Annotated in this window: 19 protein-coding genes and 1 pseudogene; 8 read left to right on the top strand and 12 right to left on the bottom strand. The window is 39.9% G+C overall.

The features are described from left to right. Window positions 1–177 precede the first annotated feature (177 nt). Window positions 178–2,594 (top strand): annotated as a pseudogene (locus VOI46_RS18580) (TonB-dependent receptor). A gap of 68 nt (window positions 2,595–2,662) precedes the next feature. On the opposite strand, the gene adhP reads toward VOI46_RS18580, so the two are convergent. Next, the gene (adhP, locus tag VOI46_RS18575; protein ID WP_004586356.1) at window positions 2,663–3,673 is read right to left on the bottom strand and encodes an alcohol dehydrogenase AdhP; all 1,011 of its coding nucleotides are present in this window, start codon (window positions 3,671–3,673) and stop codon (window positions 2,663–2,665) included. 204 nt (window positions 3,674–3,877) lie between these two features. Here adhP and VOI46_RS18570 point away from each other — a divergent pair, with 204 nt between their 5' ends. Next, complete coding sequence (locus tag VOI46_RS18570) at window positions 3,878–4,429, top strand: MarR family transcriptional regulator (RefSeq protein ID WP_004586357.1); 552 nt, start codon at window positions 3,878–3,880, stop codon at window positions 4,427–4,429. A gap of 52 nt (window positions 4,430–4,481) precedes the next feature. Here VOI46_RS18570 and VOI46_RS18565 read toward each other — a convergent pair whose 3' ends face one another. Together VOI46_RS18565 and VOI46_RS18560 are read right to left on the bottom strand one after the other, a co-directional pair. Then, window positions 4,482–5,498, bottom strand: coding sequence for a lytic murein transglycosylase (locus tag VOI46_RS18565; RefSeq protein WP_282337409.1), 1,017 nt, complete (start codon window positions 5,496–5,498; stop codon window positions 4,482–4,484). After that, the gene (locus VOI46_RS18560) at window positions 5,491–5,778 is read right to left on the bottom strand and encodes a YcgL domain-containing protein (protein WP_004586359.1); all 288 of its coding nucleotides are present in this window, start codon (window positions 5,776–5,778) and stop codon (window positions 5,491–5,493) included. Before VOI46_RS18560 ends, VOI46_RS18565 begins: the two co-directional genes overlap by 8 nt. Window positions 5,779–5,933: 155 nt before the next feature. Between VOI46_RS18560 and minC the strand changes: the two genes are divergently transcribed. From minC to minE, 3 genes are read left to right on the top strand one after another with little or no spacing between them, the layout of a single operon-like run. Continuing rightward, a complete protein-coding gene (gene minC, locus VOI46_RS18555) occupies window positions 5,934–6,641 on the top strand; it encodes a septum site-determining protein MinC (protein WP_004586360.1) in 708 nt (235 codons plus the stop codon). A 5-nt stretch (window positions 6,642–6,646) separates the two neighbouring features. Beyond that, window positions 6,647–7,456 carry a septum site-determining protein MinD gene (minD, locus tag VOI46_RS18550; RefSeq protein WP_004586361.1) on the top strand — a complete coding sequence of 270 codons (810 nt, stop codon included), beginning with the start codon at window positions 6,647–6,649 and terminating at the stop codon, window positions 7,454–7,456. Window position 7,457: 1 nt separating this feature from the next. Further along, complete coding sequence (gene minE / locus VOI46_RS18545; RefSeq protein WP_004586362.1) at window positions 7,458–7,721, top strand: cell division topological specificity factor MinE; 264 nt, start codon at window positions 7,458–7,460, stop codon at window positions 7,719–7,721. Window positions 7,722–7,806: 85 nt separating this feature from the next. Here the strand turns inward: minE and VOI46_RS18540 are convergent, their stop codons facing one another. Beyond that, entirely contained in the window at window positions 7,807–8,385 is a 579-nt protein-coding gene (locus VOI46_RS18540; protein WP_269745352.1) for an outer membrane beta-barrel protein, read from the bottom strand. A 278-nt stretch (window positions 8,386–8,663) separates the two neighbouring features. Between VOI46_RS18540 and VOI46_RS18535 the strand changes: the two genes are divergently transcribed. Together VOI46_RS18535 and VOI46_RS18530 are read left to right on the top strand one after the other, a co-directional pair. Then, the gene (locus tag VOI46_RS18535) at window positions 8,664–9,560 is read left to right on the top strand and encodes a LysR family transcriptional regulator (RefSeq protein WP_282337408.1); all 897 of its coding nucleotides are present in this window, start codon (window positions 8,664–8,666) and stop codon (window positions 9,558–9,560) included. Window positions 9,561–9,630: 70 nt separating this feature from the next. Continuing rightward, complete coding sequence (locus VOI46_RS18530) at window positions 9,631–11,316, top strand: pseudouridine synthase (protein ID WP_039972152.1); 1,686 nt, start codon at window positions 9,631–9,633, stop codon at window positions 11,314–11,316. Between the two features lie 190 nt (window positions 11,317–11,506). Here the strand turns inward: VOI46_RS18530 and rnd are convergent, their stop codons facing one another. From rnd to VOI46_RS18515, 3 genes are all read right to left on the bottom strand, one after another. Then, window positions 11,507–12,637, bottom strand: a complete 1,131-nt coding sequence (rnd, locus tag VOI46_RS18525; RefSeq protein WP_004586366.1) for a ribonuclease D — start codon at window positions 12,635–12,637, stop codon at window positions 11,507–11,509. A 51-nt stretch (window positions 12,638–12,688) separates the two neighbouring features. Further along, complete coding sequence (gene fadD, locus VOI46_RS18520; protein WP_004586367.1) at window positions 12,689–14,341, bottom strand: long-chain-fatty-acid--CoA ligase FadD; 1,653 nt, start codon at window positions 14,339–14,341, stop codon at window positions 12,689–12,691. A gap of 115 nt (window positions 14,342–14,456) precedes the next feature. Next, complete coding sequence (locus VOI46_RS18515) at window positions 14,457–15,308, bottom strand: alpha/beta fold hydrolase (RefSeq protein ID WP_004586368.1); 852 nt, start codon at window positions 15,306–15,308, stop codon at window positions 14,457–14,459. Window positions 15,309–15,888: 580 nt separating this feature from the next. Here VOI46_RS18515 and VOI46_RS18510 point away from each other — a divergent pair. Next, window positions 15,889–17,178: an alkaline phosphatase gene (locus tag VOI46_RS18510; protein ID WP_039972153.1), complete on the top strand. Its 1,290-nt coding sequence runs from the start codon at window positions 15,889–15,891 to the stop codon at window positions 17,176–17,178. A 64-nt stretch (window positions 17,179–17,242) separates the two neighbouring features. Here VOI46_RS18510 and VOI46_RS18505 read toward each other — a convergent pair whose 3' ends face one another. The 5 genes from VOI46_RS18505 to VOI46_RS18485 form a co-directional block, all read right to left on the bottom strand. After that, complete coding sequence (locus tag VOI46_RS18505; RefSeq protein WP_004586370.1) at window positions 17,243–17,572, bottom strand: hypothetical protein; 330 nt, start codon at window positions 17,570–17,572, stop codon at window positions 17,243–17,245. 68 nt (window positions 17,573–17,640) lie between these two features. After that, the gene (gene tsaB / locus VOI46_RS18500) at window positions 17,641–18,345 is read right to left on the bottom strand and encodes a tRNA (adenosine(37)-N6)-threonylcarbamoyltransferase complex dimerization subunit type 1 TsaB (protein WP_282337407.1); all 705 of its coding nucleotides are present in this window, start codon (window positions 18,343–18,345) and stop codon (window positions 17,641–17,643) included. Between the two features lie 9 nt (window positions 18,346–18,354). Beyond that, entirely contained in the window at window positions 18,355–20,271 is a 1,917-nt protein-coding gene (locus VOI46_RS18495; protein WP_004586372.1) for an ATP-dependent DNA helicase, read from the bottom strand. A gap of 98 nt (window positions 20,272–20,369) precedes the next feature. Next, window positions 20,370–22,223 (bottom strand): M28 family metallopeptidase, encoded by a 1,854-nt coding sequence (locus VOI46_RS18490; protein ID WP_004586373.1) that lies wholly within the window; start codon window positions 22,221–22,223, stop codon window positions 20,370–20,372. Between the two features lie 73 nt (window positions 22,224–22,296). Continuing rightward, a complete protein-coding gene (locus VOI46_RS18485) occupies window positions 22,297–24,477 on the bottom strand; it encodes a pre-peptidase C-terminal domain-containing protein (RefSeq protein WP_004586374.1) in 2,181 nt (726 codons plus the stop codon). Window positions 24,478–24,818 lie beyond the last annotated feature (341 nt).

Raw genomic sequence — 24,818 nt, 5'->3', positions numbered from 1 at the left:
AAAGCTTACACTTTCATGCTTTTTTATTTACCGCATTAATTTAACCTTAAATTTACTTTTCAGAACAATAACTCACCTACCACGCAATTAATTTCACTTTTTTAGAATTTTTTATTCACTTAACGAATAATAACTATTACTATTCGCACACTTTGTGGAATGCGAATAATTATCAATATTAAAAAATTCAAATACTCTCTTGTTACACTTGCGTGTTTAAACGCATCATTAGCGGTTGCTGCAACAACGGCTGAAAAAGACATTGAGCGCATCAGCGTTTACGAAAAGCAAAACCAAGTTGTAATGAGCTCAGGCCTTGCAACTAAATCAGACATGTCGTTAATGGAAACACCGGCACCGGTTGTTATTATTGACCGTGAACTTATAGAGTCACAAGGTGTAGACAGCCTACAAGAGCTTGTACGTAATGTAAGTGGTTTAACTCAAGCTGGTAATAACTACGGTATAGGCGACAATTTAGTCATTCGTGGTCTTGATGCTAATTACACTTACGATGGTATGTATGGCGGTGCAGGCTTAGGTAATACATTTAACCCAACTCGTTCACTCACTAATGTTGAGTCGGTTGAAGTACTTAAAGGCCCTGCTACCGGTTTATATGGTATAGGCAGTGCTGGTGGTGTTATAAATCTGATTGAAAAAAAGCCTGAGTTTGAAGAAAAACATAAAATATCTGCCGAACTTGGCCAATGGGATAGTTATTCACTTGCCTTTGATAGCACCAATGCGATTACCGATGACCTAGCGTATCGCGTAATGGCTAAAACGGCCTCAAGCGATGGCTTTCGTGATTTAAAAGAAGACCGCGACGAAATTTATACCTGCTTAAATACATACTAAGTGACAAGCAAGATATCATGCTCTCTGCTGCCTATATTAAAGACTCAATTGCAGTCGATTCTATTGGCCACCCTATTCGAATTTATAATGCAGAAACCGCCAATGGTTTAACTGCAGGTGAAGTAACTGGCGCAGATTTAGTAAATGACCCATCTGGTAATGGTGTTCAATTAACTGCGGATCAACAAACACAATTGGCAGATTCGCTTTCATCAACCGATGGCCTTACCCCGTACGATTTTGGTACTAACGGTATTATCTCTCCTATGGCGGATGATAATGAAGGTGAAGAGCTTCGCTTTAAGCTAACCCATAATTACTTTATTACAGATGATTTATTTTTAAATCAGCAGTTACAGTACCGTAACTACACATCAAGCTTTGCTCGTCAAACTGGTGCGTTTAATTATGTGTATTCAACACGCGATGGCATTATAAATAACGACCCGCGTGCCCCGTTAGTTGAAGACGGTGTGCTTTACCCGTTTGCAGCGCGACGCCAAGAATACCGCCAAGTAGAAGCTGATGAAAAGTCATGGCAGTATTTCTTAGATTTACGCTATGACTTTATGTTAGGCGACGTGGATAACGAATTACTGGTTAATGCAAACTACGAAGACAGAGACATTCGCTTTAAACAGTATTCTATTTACGATGCAGACAAAGTTATTTACGACAGCGAAGGAAATGTACTTTATCAAGGCACGCTGCCATATATTTATGATATGCGCTCGCCAAATTGGCCAACAGGTAGTTTTGATGACTACGACCCGCTAAAAACCAGTGACTACAATAAAAAAGTACAAGCGTGGGGCTTAGGTATTCAGCACGTAGGCTATATTACTGAGCAGCTTACAACTCGAGTTGGTGTTGCTTATAATCGCATTAAGCAAACATATGAGCACTATGGTGTAGATGAGCGTTATAGCTCAAGCCGCGCTGAGCCAACGCCTGAAGCAAACACATCAGACAGTGGCTTAACTTATAACTTAGGCGCAACGTATCAGCCTACTGAAAACTTTTCCGTGTTTATTAATCACGCTAAAGGCCGTACTGCCTACAGTGTATTAGGCTCAGTAGCAGGTACGGAGGCTGACCGTGAAGACTCTGAGTCTATCAGTAACGATTTAGGCTTTAGATTTAAAGCATTTGATGATCAGCTTTTAGCATCACTGGTGGTATTTGAAAGCGCGCGTACAAACCTTGAATACACAAACCCACTGTATGAAGCCGGTGTGTCTGGACCTGATGTAGTAGAGAGCTACTACGATGGTGAAGAGCAAACCAAAGGCGTTGAACTCGATTTAAATGCGCACTTAAACGAGCAATGGAAAGTAAATGTAAACGGCGTATACCAAGATGCCCGCGATAAATCTAACCCAAATAGCAGCAGTTACGATACACGCCAAAAAGGCGTACCGTATGTAACGGCAAGTACGTGGGTTACCTACTACGCCGATATGTTTAACCTACCTGAGGCTGTTAACATAAGTGGCGGTATTACTTTTGTAGATAACAGAAGCACAAACTCTAGCTCGTTTAGTATTCCTGATGGCTATGTACCAAGCTATACGGTGTACGACGCAGCAGTTTCGTACACCACTGATAAGTGGCACATGCAGCTTAATTTAAACAATTTGTTTAATAAAAAGTACTACTCTAAAGCCATGTTTTTAGGTGGTATGCCAGGCGAAGAGCGTAATGCAAAACTAAGTTTTAGCTACACACTTTAATAGTTTAGATGTTTAAAAAGCACGGTTTTGTTTTTTCCAAACCGTGCTTTTTTGCTGTAGCTATTTAATTAAATAGTAACAACAATTCGGCCGTTAATTTCACCTTTAAGCATATCATCAAAAATTTCGTTAATATCCTCTAACCGTTTTTCTTCAATAATGGCTTTTACTTTACCTTGAGCTGCAAACTCTAAACATTCTTGTAAATCCTTACGTGTACCAACAATGGAACCGACTACCGAGACGCCATTAAGTACGGTATCAAAAATAGGTAGCGGCATATCCTCTGGAGGTAAACCGACTAATACACACTTACCACCACGGCGTACACTTTTATAAGCTTGTTCAAAACCTGGTTTAGATACAGCGGTACACACAACCGCGTGTGCACCACCTACTTGCTCAAATATTGCTTCACTCGGTATAACATGTTTAAAATCAAGTGTTATATCGGCTCCCAACTCTTTTGCTAGAGCCAATTTAGACTCTCCCGTATCAACAGCTATAACATTAAAGCCCATAGCTTTTGCGTATTGCACGGCTAAATGACCAAGCCCACCTACACCCACAATAGCGACCCAATTGCCCGGTTTTGCGCCTGAAACTTTTAATGCTTTATACGTAGTAACACCTGCACAAAATAATGGTGCAGCCTCAGCAAAACCTAAACCATCAGGAATTTTTATAACGTAATCGCCATGAGCTAAACAATACTCTGCATAACCACCGTCAATTGAGTAGCCTGTATTATGTTGAGATAAACAGAGGGTTTCTTTACCTTCTAAACAAAATTCACAATGTCCGCAGGCACTATAAAGCCATGGTACACCTACTCTATCACCAACTGATAAATGCTTTATGTTACTGCCGACTTCTTCAATAATACCCACACCTTCGTGCCCGGGTACTAACGGCATTTTGGGTTTTTCAGGCCAGTCGCCATGACATGCGTGTAAATCGGTGTGGCAAACACCACAAGCCGCTATTTTAACTAACACATCATTAATACCCACCTCTGGTTTAGGAAGGTCTGTTATTTGTAATTTACCTTTATACTGAGTATTTATTGCAGCTTTCATAGTCATTCCATCGTAATTGAAAAAAATAAAAAAAGGATTTATTTATGTATTGTTGTGTGTACAACATATCCCAATATAGATGTGCAAATATTAATCTAAATCATACTTTAGTCTTTATAATCGATTTATAAAGTAGCTAAAATCTTGCTATCCAAAATCAGCATGCTAGCATTACTTTCTGAATTTACTGAAACTTAAAAAGCTATGAGTCTATCTGAAAAAAACTTAGCCTTTGTTATGCACTGTGGTGAAATGGGCAGCCGTTGGGGTTTCAATCGTACGATTGGCCAAATGTGCGGTTTGCTGATCATCACCAAAGAGCCCATGACCGCAAATGAGATTGCCGATGCGCTAAGTATCTCGCGTGGCAATGTAAGCATGGGAATTAAAGAGCTCCAGTCATGGCAATTAATTAAAGTGCATCATATCCCTGGTGATCGTAAAGAATATTACGCCCCAGCGGGTGAAATTTGGGATATGGCTAATCGCGTATTTGAAGAGCGTAAAAAGCGTGAAATAGACCCTACCCTAAGTTTGCTGCGTGATAACCTTTTAGACGAAGCAAACAACGAAGAAGAGCGCTATGCACAAAAGCAAATGGGCGAAATCCACAACCTACTCGAAACGGTTACTAAATGGTCTTCAGAGTTACAACGCTTAAGCCCAGAGCAGCTTAATAAGCTAATGAAGCTTGGTTCAGGAATTGGCAAGGTTATCGATTTAAAAGATAAAATATTTAAAAAAGAACATGATTAAACAAATAAAAAAAGCCGCATAGCGGCTTTTTTATTACACAACAGCGTATAAATTATATTTTTGGATAACCAATTCTATCTGATAGATAGCCCACGCTGGTGGCAAAGTAATATGAGCGGTTCCAGTGCATAAACACTTTGTAGTTATCGTACGCTAAGTACATACGCCTATTAATGTCATCAGGCATTACCAGTGCAGCGCGTACATCAACATTAGGTAAGTCAGAGCCGTCAGCTTTGCGAACACCCAGAGCCTGCCAGTCTGCAAGCGAGCGCTCTGAGTCGTTCCAATATTCTAACCATTGCTTACGTGTTTTAGTGCCACGTTTTAGCACGTATTTACTGTCAAAATTTTCAGGTAATTTTACCTGGCGACCCCAAGTTAGTGAGTCATTCCAACCTTCTTGTTTTAAATAATTGGCAATCGATGCAAATGCATCCTCTTTTGTGGTCCAAATATCTTTACGGCCGTCGTTATTGTAATCAACAGCGTAGGCGTTAAAAGAGGTAGGCATAAACTGAGTTTGCCCCATTGCTCCAGCCCAAGAGCCTTTAAATTTATCAAGCGTAATATGGCCTGACTTTAAAATATCTAATGCTGCCCAAAGCTGGCGCTTATAAAGTGCTTCACGACGACCATCAAAGGCAAGCGTCACTAGCGATGAAATAACATTATGGCCACCTTGTATTGTGCCAAAGTTACTTTCAAGGCCCCATAGTGCCACTATAAAGCGTGCTTGTACGCCAAACTCTTTTGCAACTTGTTCAAGTACATCTTTATTTTCTGCGTAGAGTTTACGTGCACGATCAATTTTCCATTGCGGTACACGTTTTGGTAAGTAGGTTTCGAGGGTTTCTTTAACCTCTGGCTGGTTTTTATCAGCCGATACTACTTTTTCTTTGTATGAGGCAGTCGCAAATGCATCGTCAATTAACTTGCTATCGTACCCTTTTGCAATGGCCTCTTGTTTTAAGTCACTTAAATAAGTTTGAAATTCGGCCTGCGTTTTAGCAACTACAGAGCCACTTAAACACACTGAGCATAAAATTACGGCTAACTTTTTAATCACTATCAACTCCGTTTTCTTTTCGTAATTGGCTAAGTAAATTTTCTTCCGGCGGTGGAATTTGCAAATAGTAACCCTTGTCTGGGTCAGCTAACGCTGCTTTTACTGTTTCAAGGTCGGCACCGCCTAAATGATCACGCTTTGCTAAATTGATAATCATTACATAAATAGGTTGACCAAACATAGCCAGTAAAGGTTCAGGCACTTTACTAAAATCATCTCTTTTTTCAACAAATAAGAAGGTATCCGCTTTTTTCTTACTTTTATATACCGCAGTGAGCATAATGGCCCTATTTAATCTTGCTTAACATTGCCGCACACTATAACATGAGAGTAATAATAAGTTAGAAAAATTAGATTAGAAATTTCATTAAAGGCCTTATTCAGCCTACGTTTATCTAAAATTAATTTCTAATCAGACAAATCAATTGAGCGTGTATGTCGGAACAAATTTTTGAGCTAAAAGGGAACCTTTTCACGTTGTCAGTATTGCATCTTTATAGCACTGATATCGCCCTTCTAGCAGAACAGTTGTATGTAAAAATAGCCCAAGCTCCTCGTTTTTTTGAAGGAGCGCCTATTGTTGTTAATTTAGAAGAAATTAAAAACAGCTCACTTGATTTTGTACATTTAAAATCTCTCATTGAGCGTATGAGCTTTAATGCTGTAGGTGTTTGTAATGGCTCAGATGAGCAACACACGCAAGCTAAAGCCGCTGGCCTTTCTGTACTAAATTACTCGCAAGATGCTAAAAGTGCACCCGTTAAACAAGAGGCGCCAAATACCTCTATTGTTGAAAAAAACGTGTACTTACCTGCGCAAGTAATTAATGGCACGGTACGCTCAGGGCAGCAAGTTTATGCAAAAGACAGAGACTTAATTGTACTTGGTGCAGTTAGCCATGGTGCAGAAGTAATAGCCGATGGTAATGTGCATATTTATGGCACCTTACGCGGGCGTGCTATTGCAGGTGCAAAAGGGATTAAAGACGCCTGCATTTATTGCCAAAAGCTCGAAGCCGAATTGGTTTCAATTGATGGCAATTACTGGATCAGCGACTCATTACAAGGTGAGCACTGGGGCAATGCAGTACAAATACAACAAAAAAACGAATCATTAGAAATTTCAGCTTTGGTTAAAGGATAAATCTCATGGCAAAAGTAATTGTCGTTACCTCTGGTAAAGGCGGTGTTGGTAAAACAACATCAAGTGCTGCAATAGGCACCGGTTTAGCTTTAAAAGGCTATAAAACAGTTATTATCGATTTTGATATTGGCTTACGTAATCTAGATTTAATTATGGGGTGTGAGCGCCGCGTAGTATACGATTTTGTAAACGTAATAAACGGCGAAGCCAACCTAAATCAAGCGCTTATTAAAGATAAACGCGTTGAAAAATTATTTTTACTACCCGCATCACAAACACGTGATAAAGACGCCCTTACCCGTGAAGGCGTAGAGCGCGTTTTAAACGAACTAAAAGAAGACTTTGACTACATTGTGTGTGATTCACCTGCAGGTATTGAAGCCGGTGCAATGATGGCGATGTACTTTGCTGATGAAGCAATTGTAACAACAAACCCTGAAGTATCTTCGGTGCGAGATTCAGACAGAATTTTAGGTATTTTACACAGCAAATCAAAACGTGCTGAAGAAGGCCTAGAAAATATTAAAGAGCACCTATTATTAACACGCTACAACCCTGATCGAGTTGAAAAAGGTGAAATGTTATCGGTAGAAGATGTTAAAGATATTCTATCGATTCCTTTACTTGGTGTTATTCCTGAGTCGCAAGCGGTATTAAGTGCGTCTAATTCAGGCCAGCCAGTAATACTTGATGGTGATTCAGATGCAGGGCAAGCATACGCTGATGCAATCAATCGCTTACTCGGTGAAACAGTCGATTTTCGCTTCTTAGATGTTGAGAAAAAAGGCTTATTTAAACGGATTTTTGGAGGTTAATGTGTCTTTACTTGACTACTTCCGCTCAGAAAAGAAAAATAGCGCGTCATTAGCAAAAGAGCGATTGCAGATCATTGTCGCGCACGAGCGTTCGCAACGCGGAACACCGGATTACTTACCACAATTAAAACAAGATATTTTAGATGTGATCCGTAAGTACGTAAATGTAAACACTGATGCAGTGCAGGTACAGTTTGATCAAAACGAAGATGATTTAGCGGTACTTGAGCTCAACGTGACATTACCTGACGAAGAAAAAAAGTAGCACAACTAAAAGCGGCATTTTAAATGCCGCTTTTTGCTTTGCACACTCACTACACGTATGTGGTGCATTGTGTTGTGTTTTAAATTTAAAAGTTTACACGTAAACCAAGTAAAAACTCATGGCTTGCTGCACTGTCAATTTTAAAGCCATCGGTAAATGCATCTTGTCCGGTTTGCACATCACCAAATTCAATGTATTGATACTCAGTGTATAACGACATAGTTTTAGTTATTTGATAGTTAACCCCTGCACCAATATTCCATGTAAATTCAGTTGAATCGTTATCAGCATACGCATCGTAATAGCCATCAACATTTCCATCGAATGCGTCAAAAGCGCTAATGCCTGCACCACCTAATTTTGCAGAATAGCTGTTATCGGCAAGCCCCAAACCCGCTTTAATATAAGGCGTAAACGCGGTGCTGTTATCAAAACCGTAAAAGCCTTCAATTGTATAAGTGGTGGTTTTTAAATCCCCCTTTAATACATACTGCTCACCTTCACGTGCACCCACACCTACTTTTGTATCGCTATAATCGGTATCATGATAGCTAATACGCGCCTCTACTCTAAACTGAGGATTGAACTGATAACCTAAACCAATACTGCCTACACTGCCCTCACCGGCATCAAATTCAGATGGAAAATCACTATCTACGGCAATATTGTTACCAATAGCTTGAGAGTCATTTGCTTGCGAACTATAGCCTACATGTGCAGTTCAATAAAACCCCTCTGCACTAGCTAAAGTAGGTGTGGTACACGCTAAAGCAATTGCGGCAACTATAGTTTTTTGTAATGTGTTCATTGTTATTCCTGTTTTTTTTAACAACCAAATTATTGGGCTGTAAGGCTAATGTTGAATTCGCAGCTAATATAACTTTTCGATTCACAAGCGAATAGATACAATAACGGCACAATACAATTCCGACTTTCAGAACAATGATTAACTATTTACGACACATGGCTATTTTTGCCAAAGTGGTTGCTGGCGGTTCATTTCGTATTGCAGCTAAGGAGCTTGGCATAGCACCTTCACGTGTTAGCCATAGTGTTTCTGACTTAGAACAGTTTTTAGGCGTCACTTTATTACATAGAACAACCCGTAAATTGTCGCTTACCCCTGAAGGTGAAAAATTTTACGCCCACGTAGAAAACATAACAAAACACGCAGAGGCAGGTTTGAACGAAATTAACTCTGTGGGTGATGAGCCTATAGGGTCTTTAAAAATATCGCTGCCCGCCTTTTTAGCAAGCTCCGAAATTTCAGCCGCGATAGCAGAATTTGTGCAAACCTACCCAAAAGTGAACTTGTCTCTTAATTACACAGACCAAGTAATAAATATAATGGATGAAGGACTCGATTTAAGTATTCGAGTTGGCTGGCTTGAAGACAGCTCACTCATGGCGCGTAAAATTGGAGAGAGTAAACGCTTTTTAGTTGCCTCAAGTAAGTACGCGAGTAAACATCAACCCCCTACGCATCCAAACGATTTAAAACAATGGGATTGGGTTCATTTTAGTATGCGCGGCAGCACTGTAGATTTTACCTCTCCAAATGGCGAAGGGGTGTGTATTTGTGAAAAGTCGCGCGTAAATGTAAATAGTGCGCTTGCAATAAGTCACTTTGTATCTGAAAACTTGGGTCTAGGCATATTGCCCGAAAACCTAGTAAAAAAACAATTAGCACGAGAAGAGTTCATTCACATTTTACCTAACTGGCAACTCAAGCCGCTTGGTTACTATGCTGTATGGCCAAATAATGCACGCAGAGAAAACCTAACACTATTATTAGTGCGCTTTTTAGCTAAGCGCGGTTTAATAACCGCAGAGGATTAAGCAAGTACCCCTTAAGTGAATATGTTATTATGGGCCCATTACTTTGCTTTATGCCTGCTATTACTTTGCTATGTTAAATCACGCTTCTTGTTTTACTTTATTTGATTGCTCTGTAGATTCTATACCGCTTCCAGATAAATTTACGTTTCCGTTTTACTACCAGCCTCATCCGTTATCTGTTTTAGCCGCAACACAATTGCAGCAGCAACTTGAAACGCATTTACCGTATAACGAAAATGACAGCAGCAATACAGCAACGAATGATGGCAAAATGTTTGGTGTACTGGTTGTAAAAAACCAGCAACAACAACTTGGCTTTTTAGCGGCGTATTCAGGCCAGCTCGAAAATTTAAATACAGATATAAAATGCGTGCCTAATGTATCTACAATGGCACTTGAAGATGTGGGTTATTTAAAAGAAAGTAAAATAATTAACGAGATAAATGCGCAAATACATGCCCTAGAAAATGCAAGTACATTGAATAAATTAACAGCGTCATTAAATGCCGATAAAGCCGCGTTTGTGCAACAGTTACACGCTCAACAAAGCGTAATGCAAGCCAATAGAAAAACACGTAAAAAGGCGCGCAGTGCACTTGTAATTGAGCACAGCCAAGCAATAACGCCTGAGCAACAAGCAAGCTTGAATGAACTGGCCAAACAAAGCATAGAAGATAAAAAATACTATCAAAGTATAAAAGATCACTGGCATGATAAAATAACTCAGCAACAGAAGGCGCTTAATGCCCTACACGACGAAATAAAACAGTTAAAAAAGCGCCGTAAAGTTTTATCTAAAAACCTACAAAAGCGAGTGTTTGCGCAGTACCAGTTTTTAAATGCAGAGCATGAAGTTAAAGATCTCAATGCCATATTTGCAGCATTGCCAGAGCATACTCCGCCATCAGGTGCGGGAGATTGCGCTGCGCCCAAGCTATTACAATACGCTTATCTTAATAACTTAAAGCCAGTGGCTATGGCTGAATTTTGGTGGGGGGCCGCACCTAAATCGGCAATACGCCAACATAAAAACTACTACCCTTCTTGCTACAGTAAGTGCCAACCTATTTTATCGCACATGTTAAAAGGCCTCACCATAGAAGATAACCCGCTACTCGTTAACCCTGCTGAAGGTAAAACGCTGCCGATTGTCTATCAAGACGATGATATTGTTATTGTAAACAAGCCCAGCGAGTTTTTATCTGTACCAGGTGTCAATATTGAAGATTCTGTGTATTTACGTATTCAAACGCAATTTCCGCACGCTACAGGCCCGTTAATTGTGCACAGACTAGATATGTCTACATCAGGTTTATTAGTGGTGGCGCTCAATAAACGAGCCCACAAAGCACTACAAAAGCAATTTATTGCCCGCACTATTGATAAACGTTACATTGCGCTGGTTGATGGTATTGTGCCCAAGGACAGTGGCAAGATAGAGCTGCCATTGCGACTTGATTTTGACGATAAGCCACGCCAGCTTGTTTGTTATAAAAACGGCAAACCCGCACTTACTACATGGCAGGTGCTTGAACGTAAAAACAATATTACACGCCTACAGCTCTACCCTAAAACGGGCCGCACTCACCAATTAAGGGTACACTGCGCTCATCACTTAGGGCTTAATGTGCCTATTATTGGTGACACACATTACGGTAAAAAAGCCAACAGGTTACACTTACATGCCGAGTATTTGGCGCTAGATCACCCCATTACACATAAGCGTTTAACGTTCAGCGTAGCGCCCGATTTTTAATACCAATTCGCATAATTAAGTGATCTATTTTGAGGATGAAAAAACGTGTTGATAGCAAGGCAAAAAAATCGCTATTTAGTTGTTCTAAATGAGAATTTTTTAACGCAGATAGCGACACGTTTAGCCCCTAAAAATGATTAAATATTATTGCGAATTGGTATAACATAGCCTGTTAGCTTAAAAAGTGGGTTTAATTATCCCACTCTTTAAGTGCGTCTTTAACAAAACTGTAGCGCCAAGAATTAAGTAAATCAGGTTTAATATGATTTACCTTTTGCTCATCGGTGAGTTTCCAATTCCAGCTAATAAGCTGATTAATTTGCTTTTTAGAGGCCATTACATCCTCTGGTATACCCTGCTCTTTTGCCACTTTCGTAATTTTTTGCTTAATATCTTTAGCTACTTTTTTATAAGCCGGAAAATCAATTAAACGTTTAAGCACTGGCGGATGCTCATCAACCGCAAGTGCTTTGGCCTTTTCAATACACTTTAGTATTTCGACTCCAGAGCGGTTTACTTCCATCGACTCCACACCCGGAATTTGTCTTAGCGTATTTAAGCTCGAAGGCCCACGTTTAGCAATTTCCGTCATGTTGTGCTCTTTAAGCACAAAGTTAAGCGCTAAATTTTTACGAATAGCTTTATTACGACGCCATACAGCTAATTCTTTTAATACCGCGAGCTCGTGCGGTTTTAGTTGCCATGCGTTTTTTATATCTTTGTAAAGCAGCTCATCTGGGGTTTGAAAGGCGCGTTTATTTGCAATTAACTCGCTCTCATTTATTACAATATCAAATAACTCAGCTTTATTTATACGCTCAATTATTAGTTCAAAACAAGGCAGTAAATGAAACGTATCAGCGGCTGCATAATCGAGCTGCTTTTTAGTTAATGGGCGCTGTAGCCAATTAGTTCGCGATTCACTTTTGTCTATTTCTATGCCTAATAGCTCTTTTACCATTAGCGCAAAGCCCATACAGTTGCCTTCGCCTAAAAGCTGAAGAGCAAATTGTGTATCAAACAATGGAGCAGGTACAAAGCCTGCATGTTTTTGAAATACTTCAATATCTTCTGAGGGTGAATGCAACACTTTCAGTACTGATGGATCTTGTAATATTTGCCAAAATTCAAATAACGAGAGTTCGGCAAGTGGATCTATAAGGGCGAGATGCTCACCATCATATACTTGAATAAGTGCAACTTCAGGGTACAAAGTACGGCGGCGCATAAACTCTGTGTCTATGGCTAAAATAGGCTTGTTTTTTATTTGCTCAACAAAGGTGTTGAGTTGATTTTGTGTTTCGATCAATTGGTATTGCACTTAATCTCCTACAATAAAAAAGCCGGCTAATGCCGGCTTTTTTATAGTTTACTAGTCTTTTAGGGCTCTTCTGAGAATTTTACCTACATTTGTTTTAGGTAACTCATCCTTAAACTCAACGAGTTTAGGCACTTTATAATTAGTTAAATTATCACGACAGTGATTTATTATATCTTTTTCAGTTAAAGAAGGGTCTTTTTTAACAACAAAAACTTTAACTTGTTCGCCACTTACATCGTGCGGAATACCAATAGCCGCGACTTCTAGTACGCCGTCGTGCATGGCAACCACTTCTTCTATCTCATTTGGGAACACATTAAAGCCCGATACAATGATCATGTCTTTTTTGCGGTCAACAATATAGAAGAAACCTTCGTCGTCGTATGTGGCAATATCGCCGGTAGCAAACCAACCATCTTGCAAACATTCTGCAGTTGCATCTGGGCGGTTATAGTAACCTAGCATAACTTGTGGGCCTTTAACCCATAGCTCACCGGGTTCACCTTTTGCCGCTTCTTCTCCGTTTTCAAGCATTAGCTTAATTTCGGTATTAGGAGCAGGTAAACCAATAGATCCATTATAAGCTTCTAAATCGTACGGGCTTACAGTTACAAGCGGTGCACACTCAGTTAAACCGTAACCTTCCATTAATTTAGAATTAGTCACTTTTTGCCATTTTTCGGCTACAGGACGTTGTACCGCCATGCCGCCACCTAATGACATTTTTAAATGACTAAAATCAAGCTCTGCAAACCCTGGTGTATTAAGTAGCCCGTTAAACAGGGTATTTACACCGGTAATAGCAGTAAATTTATGCTGATTAAGCTCTTTAACAAATGCTGGCATGTCACGTGGGTTTGTAATTAATACATTCAAGCCACCGTATTTCATAAACGTTAAGCAGTTAGCCGTTAACGCAAATATATGATAAAGCGGTAATGCAGTAACAACAACTTCAGTACCACGGTCTAATACTTTATCTAGACAGCCCGATACTTGCTCAAGGTTACCAACCATGTTGCCATGACTTAACATCGCCCCTTTAGATACGCCGGTTGTACCACCTGTGTATTGTAAAAAGGCCAGATCAGATAAGCTCATTTCTGGACGCGTATACTTTGCAGGGTCACCTGCTAACACATCTGAAAACTTAATTGTATTTGGTAGGCTGTAGCTGGGTACCATTTTTTTTATGTATTTAACCACAAAATTAACGATATGCTTTTTAATACCACCCACCATGTCGCCCACTTGGGTAACAACAATGTGTTTTACATCCGTTTTTGCAAGTGCTTTTTCAAGCGTGTCTGCAAAGTTAGCCAATATAAAAATAGCTGACGCGTCAGAGTCTTTTAATTGATGCTCAAGCTCTCGTACTGTGTAAAGTGGGTTTACGTTAACCACCACACACCCTGCACGTAAAATACCTAAAATAGCGATAGGCGTTTGTAACAAGTTAGGCATCATTACGGCAACTTTGTCGCCTTTTTTAAGACCTAAATCATTTTGAATATACGAGGCAACACGTTGTGTCGCTGTATCTATTTCATCATACGATAATGTTTTACCCATATTCGTAAATGCAGGTAAATCTTTGTAATCGGTAAAACTTTTTTCGAACACTTCGAGTAACGAGTTGTAATGCTCAGGATCGATTGTTTCAGGCATACCTTCTGGGTAGCGCTTAAGCCAGATTTTTTCCACTCTTAGCCCCTGTTTATAATTATATTTTTATTAACCTTAATCTAAGTAAGGCACTTTAACAATTGAGCAAATACTCTAATGCAGGAATAATCCCACATTTGGCGCTAATTTACAATTAACATGCACCATTTTGCAGCATAAAGGCTTGAATATGCTCAAAACATAACCCACTGCTTTGCATATGGCAATGATGCCCGCCATCTACATTAATTACCTTCAAGTTGTTGTAATAGCTAATATACTTGGCCAAATTTTGTTTTACAAACGAATAACCTTGGTTACCTAAAATTAATTGGCTTGGTGCAATTAATTGTTTTATTGCACCAATACATTGCGCTTCATCAAACCTAAAACCTGAGTGATTTTTAAGCTTAGGGTCTGTTGTTAACTCATACCCTAGTTCACTTTGCTTAATATTACGACTCATCAATAAGGTGATCAGTTCGTTATTTAAATCTGTTGTATTTGCACGCGCATCGATAATCGCTGATTGCGATTTATAAACGCGCTTTTTTTTATTGTAGGCGCGCTCTCTGTTCAGTATCGCCCCTTTTAATTGCTCACATACTTCATCACTGGGGGTTGTAACACAGCCAATCCCTTCAATAAAGGTAACTGAATGCACATACTCACTAAAACAACTAGCAAATAAACCAGCCACCATTGCGCCCATTGAATGGCCGACTAAATGTACCTTTTTTGCCCCTAAGCTCTTTATAAGTTGGTACACATCGTCAATATAATCAACAAAATAATAATGAGCGTCCTGTGCGCGCCAATCAGATAGCCCATGCCCAGCAAACTCAACACAATACCAAGTATGCTGCGGGTTAACTTTATCTAGCATAGGTGTAAAACTATTACTGTTATCTAGCCACCCATGCAAGGCTATAACCAGCTCATCGCCAGTGCCTTTTTGTAAGCCACGCAATGTTATATTTCTTGTTTTTATTTCAAATGGCTGCAACAGACACCTCTTTTTAACGTGCGACATTATTTATAACATACTAGTTGTCAGACCTCTAATACCAAAAGTTTTTATATTTTTTATATTTATAAAGACCACTTTATTTGTAAGGTTAACTTTTGAATTTTAATTATGTATTTAATTTCAACAACTTAAAATATTTTAAGTTTCATTAATTCAATAAATAATTACAAACAGAGCTCAAATACTCTTCAGGTAGGTAATGTATACCACTATATTCATTACACTATAATTAACATAAGCTAAAAAAATGGCTGTATTGTTTTAGTGACAATTAGCCAAACCTGTTTATATACTTTGCTTTTTATTCTTACTTCATTTCATTATTATACGAGGGCGAATTGAACTTTGTGGATTGAAACTTGTTCAATCTACGGGCGGTTAAATCCTGTTACGAGGTTTGGAACCTTGTGGGCTGAGTAAAAACCTAGCAAAAAATTTAATCGCCTTAGAAAGAATTTTTGGGCAGCGCATGTTTGGTATTTATGCTGCAAATTCAACACGCCGTAACCATATACAATTGTGGTGCTATTTAAACAGCACATTCATAGGGATAAAAATGAAAAACCAACTTAGCTTATTAGCGCTTTTATGTGCATCTACCAGTGTTTATGCAAGCGATGCACCTAAAAATGTAATTTATATGATTGGTGACGGGATGGGTCCTGCCTATACAACCGCTTATCGTTATTTTAAAGATGATCCAACCACTAAGCAGATTGAAACAACCGTATTTGATACTATTTTAGCAGGCATGGCGCGTACTTACCCTGACGATCACACTTATGTTACCGACAGTGCTGCAGGTGCAACCGCACTGAGTAGCGGCCACAAAAGTTATAATGGTGCTATTGCAGTCGATACAGACAAAAAGCCCGTTAAAACCATGCTAGAAATAGCAAAAGAACGTGGTATGACAACGGCATTAGTAGCTACCTCGCAAATTAACCATGCCACCCCAGCTAGTTTTGCTACACATAACGAATCACGTCGAAATTACGATGCCATTGCTAATGAATACATAGATAACAAAATTGCCGGTAAACTCCCTGTTGATTTAATGCTAGGCGGCGGTACGCAGTATTTTATTAGAGAAGACCGTAACCTCGTTGATGAATTTAAAGCAGCTGGTTATCAATATAGCGATGATATAAAAAGCCTTGGTCAGATCACACAAGTACCGTCACTTGGCTTATACGCCCCAATGGGCCTGCCATTTGCGCTTGATGCTAATTCAAACCACTTAACGCAACTAACAGCTAAAGCATTTGATTTACTCGACGGCCAAAATGAAGACGGCTTTTTTGTCATGATTGAAGGCAGCCAAATTGATTGGTGTGGACATGCTAACGATGTAGCCTGTGCCATGGCCGAAATGGATGACTTTGCACAGTCGATTAAAAAAGCAAAAGCCTATATTGATAAAAACCCTGATACTTTATTAGTGGTTACTGCAGATCATTCAACTGGTGGGTTAACCCTCGGTGCGCACGGACAATATAAGTGGGATACAGAAGTTATTAAAGGTGTTAAAGCAACAGCCGTTGAGCTAACAAAGCAATTACTCGCTGCTGATGATCTAGAGCCTATTTGGCGCGCCAACACAGGTATTGAATATACACCGGCTAATAAAGTAAAACTTGAACAAGCGAAAAAAATGGGCGAAACAGCGCTTAATTTAGCCATTAAAAGTATTATTAGTGACGCCAGCTTTACTGGTTGGACAACAGGCGGACACACCGCTGTAGATGTACAAGTATTTGCCTACGGTAAAGGCAGTGAACACTTTAACGGTGCTCAAAATAATACAGATATTGCCGATAAACTAATTGGCTTTATTAAACAGTAGCCATAAGCTTACGCAAAAAGCCCGAACCAGTGTTCGGGCTTTTTATTTTTTACTGTTACTGGGGCTAAGCGTATATATCGACGCCTATTAAATCTTGTACTTCGGCGCGACGCTCTAAATTTGCAAATTCAGTATATGTTGAAATTGCTTTACTCACCGTTGGGCTTGGTTGGTCATAAATAGTTTGGCTGTACTTTGCGTTACTAGTGTTTTGACTAAAGTATTGATTAGCAAGCTCTACACCCACTTTACTACTTTTTACATAATCTGTGTTTGTTTTTTGACTGGCGCTATCATCCGCTAAACCTTGTGGTTTAGAGGGTATAATTTTTGTAGAGGTAACCTTTGCAGGAATATCCCCAGTAAAAAAACCAGCGCCAATTGGCAAAGTCATAGATAACTTCCAACAATAAACATATTAAAAATTATGATTTAAAAACACCCAATTTGCAACTCTTGTGCTTATTCGCGACCCGGTAGTTTTTTCCATGTTACTGTATCGCGCACATATTTAGGTTGCGCATCACTTGCTTTAACAACCTCGCCCTTTAAAAAGGCCGTGTCTACATGGCTAAGCATATAGCGAGCATCTGGCAATGTAATGGCTGTATTTATGGTTATATTGCTAACGTTTTTAAGTACATCAGGGTAACTTTTAAATCCCGTGCCAACGGCAATCGCGTGTAACTCTTCACTGTTTATGTGCTCTTTGCTTAATAAATCAGGTTTTATAACACACTCTTCATTTACCAACTCCATGCGTGCGTTATTTACCTGGTATTGGGCAAAATAAATTTCTCCCATACGCGCATCTATAGCTGAATACACTACTGGCGCCTGCGTTTGCTCGTACACTTGCTGGGCCATAATTGCCAAGGTTGATACACCCACTAATGGTAAATTGGCTGAATAAGCTAACCCTTGTGCAATAGCAACACTAATGCGTACACCGGTAAAGCTACCTGGCCCTTGGCCAAAGCCAATAACGTCTAAGTCTTTTAATTTACACTGTGCTTTATTAAGAAGCTCATCAACTAAAGGGAGTATTTTTTGACTATGTTGCTGTGGGCATTCTTCAAAATGATGAAATGTTTGCCCCTCAAAGTGTAAAACTATAGATAACGCTTCGGTTGAGGCGTCTAGGGCAAGAATATTACTTTTAATCATTTTAGTACTCTAGTTAATGTGTTTTAAAAATGTGTTTGCATCTTCTAAGCTTCGCGTGCGGCGCATCGGCGGTAAGCTTTTTAAAAATACTTGGCCATATTGGCGCGTTACTAATCGGTTGTCGCAAATAACCAGCACGCCTTTATCTTTGTTATCTCGTATTAAACGCCCCACGCCCTGCTTGAGCGCAATAACAGCTTGCGGTAACTGTATATGAGCAAACGGGTCTTTGCCTTGCATTTGGCAATCTTGCATTTTGGCTTGCAGTAATGGGTCATCCGGTGCTGCAAAAGGTAACTTGTCAATAATAACACAGCTTAGCGTGCTACCACGTACATCAACCCCTTCCCAGAACGAGCCAGTACCTAACAATACCGCATTACCATGGCGCGTAAATTTTTCCAGTATTATACGCTTAGACATTTGCCCTTGCATATAAACTGGGTAGTCCATTTGTGTGGTTAACCCCTCTGCCACCAAATGCATCATTCGGTAACTTGTAAACAGCACAAAGCAACGCCCTTTAGCCGATTTAATCAGCTCTAGGGTTAATTTTATAATTGCATGAGGCATATTCTCTGCATGCGATTCTGGCAAATATCGTGGTAAGCATAAAAGCGCCTGATTAGGATAATCAAAGGGGCTATCAACCATCATACTTTGCGCAGGAGTAATACCTAAGCTTGCATTAAAGTGATCGAGCTTATTATCAACCGATAACGTGGCTGAGGTAAATACAAACCCTGCGCCGGTGTCTTTCATCATTTGAGCAAATTTAGCAGAGACATTAAGGGGCGTAATATTAACCGTTAAATAGCGCCGCGTGGTTTCGTACCAATAGCTAAAGCCCGTTTGTGCAGTATCAAAAACACGCTCTAACTGACCTTTAAACGCTAAAGTGCGCTCAAACGGGTGCTCTATTTTATCACTTCGCTCTAGACACAGTTTTAATACCTGATAAACAAAGTCTAAATCGCTAATTACCCGATGCAGCGCTGCGCAAATTAATTTATCACTGAGCTTTTCGCGCCAATCTCCTCGGCTTCCATCTACACCAAACTGTAAACGTAAATCAGCCACACTGGTTTCAAGCTTATTAAGGCTTTTCCCAAGCTGCAGCATATCGGGAATTTCTGCACGGTAAATAGCGCGTAAATCGTTAATTAAATCCACCAGCTTTTTAGTGCTAATACTTTCACCAAAGTAGTCACTGGCAATTTCGCTAAGCTGGTGTGCTTCGTCAAAAATATAAGCGTCGGCAGTAGGCATAAGTTCGGCAAAACCGGAGTCTTTTACTGCCATATCAGCAAAAAATAAATGATGGTTTATAACCACTACATCCGCTTCGGCTGCATTTAAACGCGCTTTGCGTATATAACATGATTGAAAGTCTGGACACTCTTTGCCTAAACAATTATCGGCTGTCGAATTAACATAGGGCAGTACCTTGGCGTCTTCTTCAATACCAATACAATCGGCTAAATCACCCGAGTGTGTTTCACTGGCAAATTTTGCAACCATAGCAAGTTGATGCATTACATCAGGATCGTCTGTTGGTACATGGGCTACATGTTGGTTTAGCCTATAAGTACACAGATAATTAGCGCGCCCTTTTAACAATGCGGTTTTTTTAGATGCATTAAGTGCTTTTACTAGCTGAGGTAAATCGCGGTGGTATAACTGCTCTTGCAAGGCCTTAGAGCCTGTTGAGATAATTGTTTTACCCTTAGATTTAAGGGCAGGCGCTAAATAGGCAAACGTTTTACCTGTACCAGTCCCCGCTTCAACCACTAACTGCGTGCTATTTTTTAATGCATCGTTAACGGCAACGGCCATATCAATTTGAGGTTGGCGAGGCGTGTATCCATCTAAAGATAACGCTAACGGCCCGGTTGCACTAAACAGCTGTTTGATAATACCAGTCACTTTACAAAAAATAATAGCGAGATTTTACGTAAGCCTGGCTATAAGGGCAAGCCAATTGAAATTAGAATTTTGTAAAGGGGCTTACACCCCTTTACACGTTATTGTGCATTTATAGATAACGTGACATTGCTGGCATTGCTATACCCCTTTAAATCGATATACCAATTACCTGTTTGTGGCGCAGAAAACGAACAGGTTTCGCTATTGCCATTTTTATATGGTCTGCACAAGTACTCAGAATCACTAGAGGGAGTGCCAAAGTTTACATATAAATCAGCATCGCCACTGCCACCGGACATTGTTATATCTAATGATGCGTACTGCGTATTTAAACTTTGGCTAAAGCGCTGCCAGCTCCCAGCAGAAACACTAATGTTTGTAATGCTCCGATTGATAGGCTCAATACTCCCCCCTTCATTGTAACTTCCGGTTATGGATACATTTTCTATCGCATTCCATGCGTGTACCATCACATAGTAAACTCCTTCACTAGAGGGATTAATATCGCAACGTTCATTACTACTTGAGGTAGTGCTTTTACAATCATAATCGTTCAGCGTAGGTGCTTGATTGTAGCGTACGTATAAGTCTGCATCCCCTGTGCCCCCAGTCGTAATAAATTTTAAATTGCTCGCACTTTGTGGCACAGCTAAAGTGTAAATAAACTGCTCTTTTGCAACCCCTGTGATCCCACTGAGTGTTTGCCCATTGGTTAATTGGTTATTAGTAGGGGGCGCGGTATCGCCGGCATTTTTAGCCATTTCGGCAACATAACTTACTGCCAGCTTGGCGAATTTACTGGCATGTTGAGCATCAAACTGGTTATCGCTTTGGGTGTGAATAAGCGGGTTTATATCGCCCATTTTTGATTCAAAAGGCATAGAGGCTGCAAACCCTTGCTGATACCATGACGCATGATCAGAACACCCATAACCACACTGGTCAAATCCATAATTTAATTGCGGTAAGTAGGTATCTAAAAGCGCTGCTAAAAACTGATTTTGTGCATTGTTAGTATAATCAGTCATCATGACTATATCTTCAAGGCTGCCATTATTGCCTGTCATATCAAACTGCACCATGCCCACTACATTTTTACCCTGCGATTGGTAGCTGCTTGCAATATCACTTGAACCTCTAAGGCCAACTTCTTCCGCTGCAAACGCCATAATTTGAATCGTACGCTGTGGTTTGTAATTAGTTTGTACAATAGCGCGCAGCGCCTCTGATAGCACAGCAATGCCTGAGGCGTTATCATCAGCACCGGGTGAACGTCCATTGCTGGGGTTTGACTGATTTATCGAATCAAGGTGGCCACCAATAATAACAATTTCATCTGCTTTTTCATTGCCTTCAATTGTCACTATAACCGACGATTGCGCCCAATTATGCGGGTATGTTGCAATGCTAATATCACTTCGACTTTGCGCTATTTGTTGCCAATGTGTTTTTAACCAATTTGCAGCATCTATCCCTGTTTGTGAGGTGTAATAACGATTATTAAAACTGGTTAAAGAGTTAACAGTACTATCGAGGTTAACGGTGCTAATTGATGACATTAAATTTTGTACTGTTTGTTCGTTATCAATAGAATAACTAAATGCTAATGTATTTTGTATAGTATGCGCCGTGGCTAATTGTGTTGCGTAACTGCTCGCCTCTTGCCATGAATCATGTGCCACAAACCCACCGCACCGATTATAATTGTGGTGCATAAATTCGCTTAGATTATTTACCTGATCAGCTGGTATATTCACCAAATCTATATTTTCAAGCGCACTTGTTGAGCGCTGTGCAAAGGGCAATCTTTGCACTAACCCATGCTGGGTATACTCATAATGTTCCGCTGCAGTTGAATCTATGCTTACCCACACTTTGTTTGTTTCACTTTGTGCTACAACGCCCATTGTAGTAAATAAGCTCAGCGCACTTAGTAGTTTAAAAGGTTTCATTGGTATTCCTTATAATTGGCAATACTGGTATCCATAAAATTAAAAAGGGGCACTAGGCCCCTGGTATCAATGTTTAATTAGCAGACACACTCAGTGTTACTCCGCTTGCATTACTGTACCCTCTTAAATCTAGGTACCATGTACCTGACTGTGGGTTATCAAACGAACACGTTTCACTGTTGCCATTTTTATACGGTCTACACAAATAAGTTGACGTACTCGACGCCGAACCATAATTTATATAAAGATCGGCATCGCCACTTCCACCAGAAATAGTAACGGTTAAATTACTATAGCCCGCTCCTAAGTCTTGAGTAAATCGAGCCCAGCTATTAGTTGAAACACTAATATTAGACTCGGTTCTGTTAATCGGTGTGACACCTCCTGTTGAATTGTTAAAACTCCCAGTAAGCGATACATCAGCTATAGCATTCCATGCTTCTACCATTACATAGTAGGTGCCTGCTTGGACGTTCGAAATACTGCAATTTTCGGTGCTTGAAGAGGTGGTACTTTTACAGTCATACGTATTCAGTGTGGGTTTACTTCCAAACATTACATATAAATCTGCATCGCCCGAGCCACCAGCGGTATTAAACTCAAGATCTGTTGCCCCCGCTGGTACATCGAGTGTAAAAAACATCTGCGCTTTTGCAGAGCCGCTGATCCCCATACGTGCTACTTTATTTGTTAACACCTCATCCGTAGGCACAGGTGTGCTCGAGCAATCGCTCCCTGCACTTAGGTTTGAACTAACTCCCACTGCCGCCAAAGCAGCTTGTACATCGCTTGGGTTGTAATTTAAGTCACACGCAGCGTCCATAACGCCGTTACCAGCTAAATCCCAATTTGTACTCGCACTCCAATAAAGCTGATTCGCACGTGCCATAACTACAAATGCTTTTTTAGTATCCCAGCCGGATGTAGTAGCAAGGTTATAAAATGCTTTGTTAAATACACCCGAGCTATAGTGCACATCCATGCCAGAGGTATAACTACTTTGATTATCTATAGAGCGTCCATCCTGTGCTGGGTTATTCATATAGCGAAGCGCGCCATTGCCTTTAAAAATATCTTGCCCGACTAACCAATCGTTAGTGCCTTTCATGTAATACTCAGCCGCTTCACCAGCCATATCAGAAAAAGCTTCATTTAAGCCACCCGACTTACCGCTGTAAATTAAGCCAGAATTCTGTTCGGTAAAGCCATGGCTTACCTCATGCGCCGATACATCAAGGCTTACGAGTGGGTAAAAAGTGCTTTGCCCGTCGCCAAAGGTCATTGCGCTGCCATCCCAAAATGCATTTTCATAATTACTTGAATAATGTACGCGCATTTTTAACTGAAAACCTAGCGGTGGCGATCCCACCCAGTCGTTATACATATTAAAAATAACGTTACCAAAATAATGAGCATCGTTAAGCGGCGAATAAGCCCCATTTATCTCTTTTACTGTATTCTCTGGGCAAGTAAATGAATGGGCAGCAGAGCCACTTGTGCCGCCATTGAGATTTATAGTTCTTACATTGGCATTATCCATAACACAGGTGTTACCAGATTGAGACACATCTAGGTTGCTAAAGTCAGTACCGTAAATGTATTTACCTGTTTTGAGATTCCCCCCTGGTCCCGTAGCATCAGCATGTTGTAAGTTATCGTAGCTGAGCAAAACCTCACCGGTATTAGCATCGATTATTTGATAAGGGCGTGATGGCGATTTGCCGTAGGTTACATACGATACTTCGTACACCAAATGCGCCTTACTTTGTTGATCAACCCAAATCGCTAATCTTGATTTCTCATTGTGTTTTTTTAAGCCTATAGTTTTTGCAGCTATGCCTAAATTTTGGCTTTGAAGCATGGCTTGTTTTACAGATAATTTAGCACTTACATCGTTTATATCGCCTTCAATATCGTACACCGCAGCACCATGGGCTTTTTTAAGCATGCCATTTTTAAATGTAAGGCTTAAAGTGTCACCAATTACTGGTAAACCTTGATATGTTTGCTGATATCGGCGAGTTACTTCACCGTTATTACTTATAAACTCTTTTAATACAACTAACTCGTTCCTTACACTTAACCCAATCAAGTCTTTAGGGCTAGTAGATAAAATGGATGCCGAATTTGATTGCATCATGTTATTTAAAGCCGTTTGTTGATTTAGGTATTTCTTGTTCGCAGCTACTGCATCTGTTGCTTGAACCAAGGTTAAAGCAGCAAAAGTTGCTAATGTGATTTTTGATAAATTCACGTTTACGCTCCGTCAAAATATTTAGTTTGTAGTGGATTTGTATTAACCGGAACTACTTGTACCCGATTAAGGATCAAGCTTATGTTACAAATTTGAGTTATGAAAATTAAACATTTAATTTACAAGTAAAGTATTAGGAAACGTAAGAACCACAGAAATTACAGTAGGTTAAAAAACACACAAAATCAGTAAAACCTTAAACAGATACAAATTGTATACATATATTTACACTAAATTACACTATTAGACCCGCAAAATAGCCGCGTTTACTTTATTCAATTAACGGCAGTAATCAGCCACTAAGTTGCCTAGGCAACCTTATGTTAATCTCTTCATTACAA

Origin of the sequence: Pseudoalteromonas sp. CuT4-3, from assembly GCF_035666335.1 — a bacterium.
GTDB lineage: Bacteria > Pseudomonadota > Gammaproteobacteria > Enterobacterales > Alteromonadaceae > Pseudoalteromonas > Pseudoalteromonas atlantica.
This window is presented reverse-complemented; position numbering and strand designations above follow the sequence as displayed.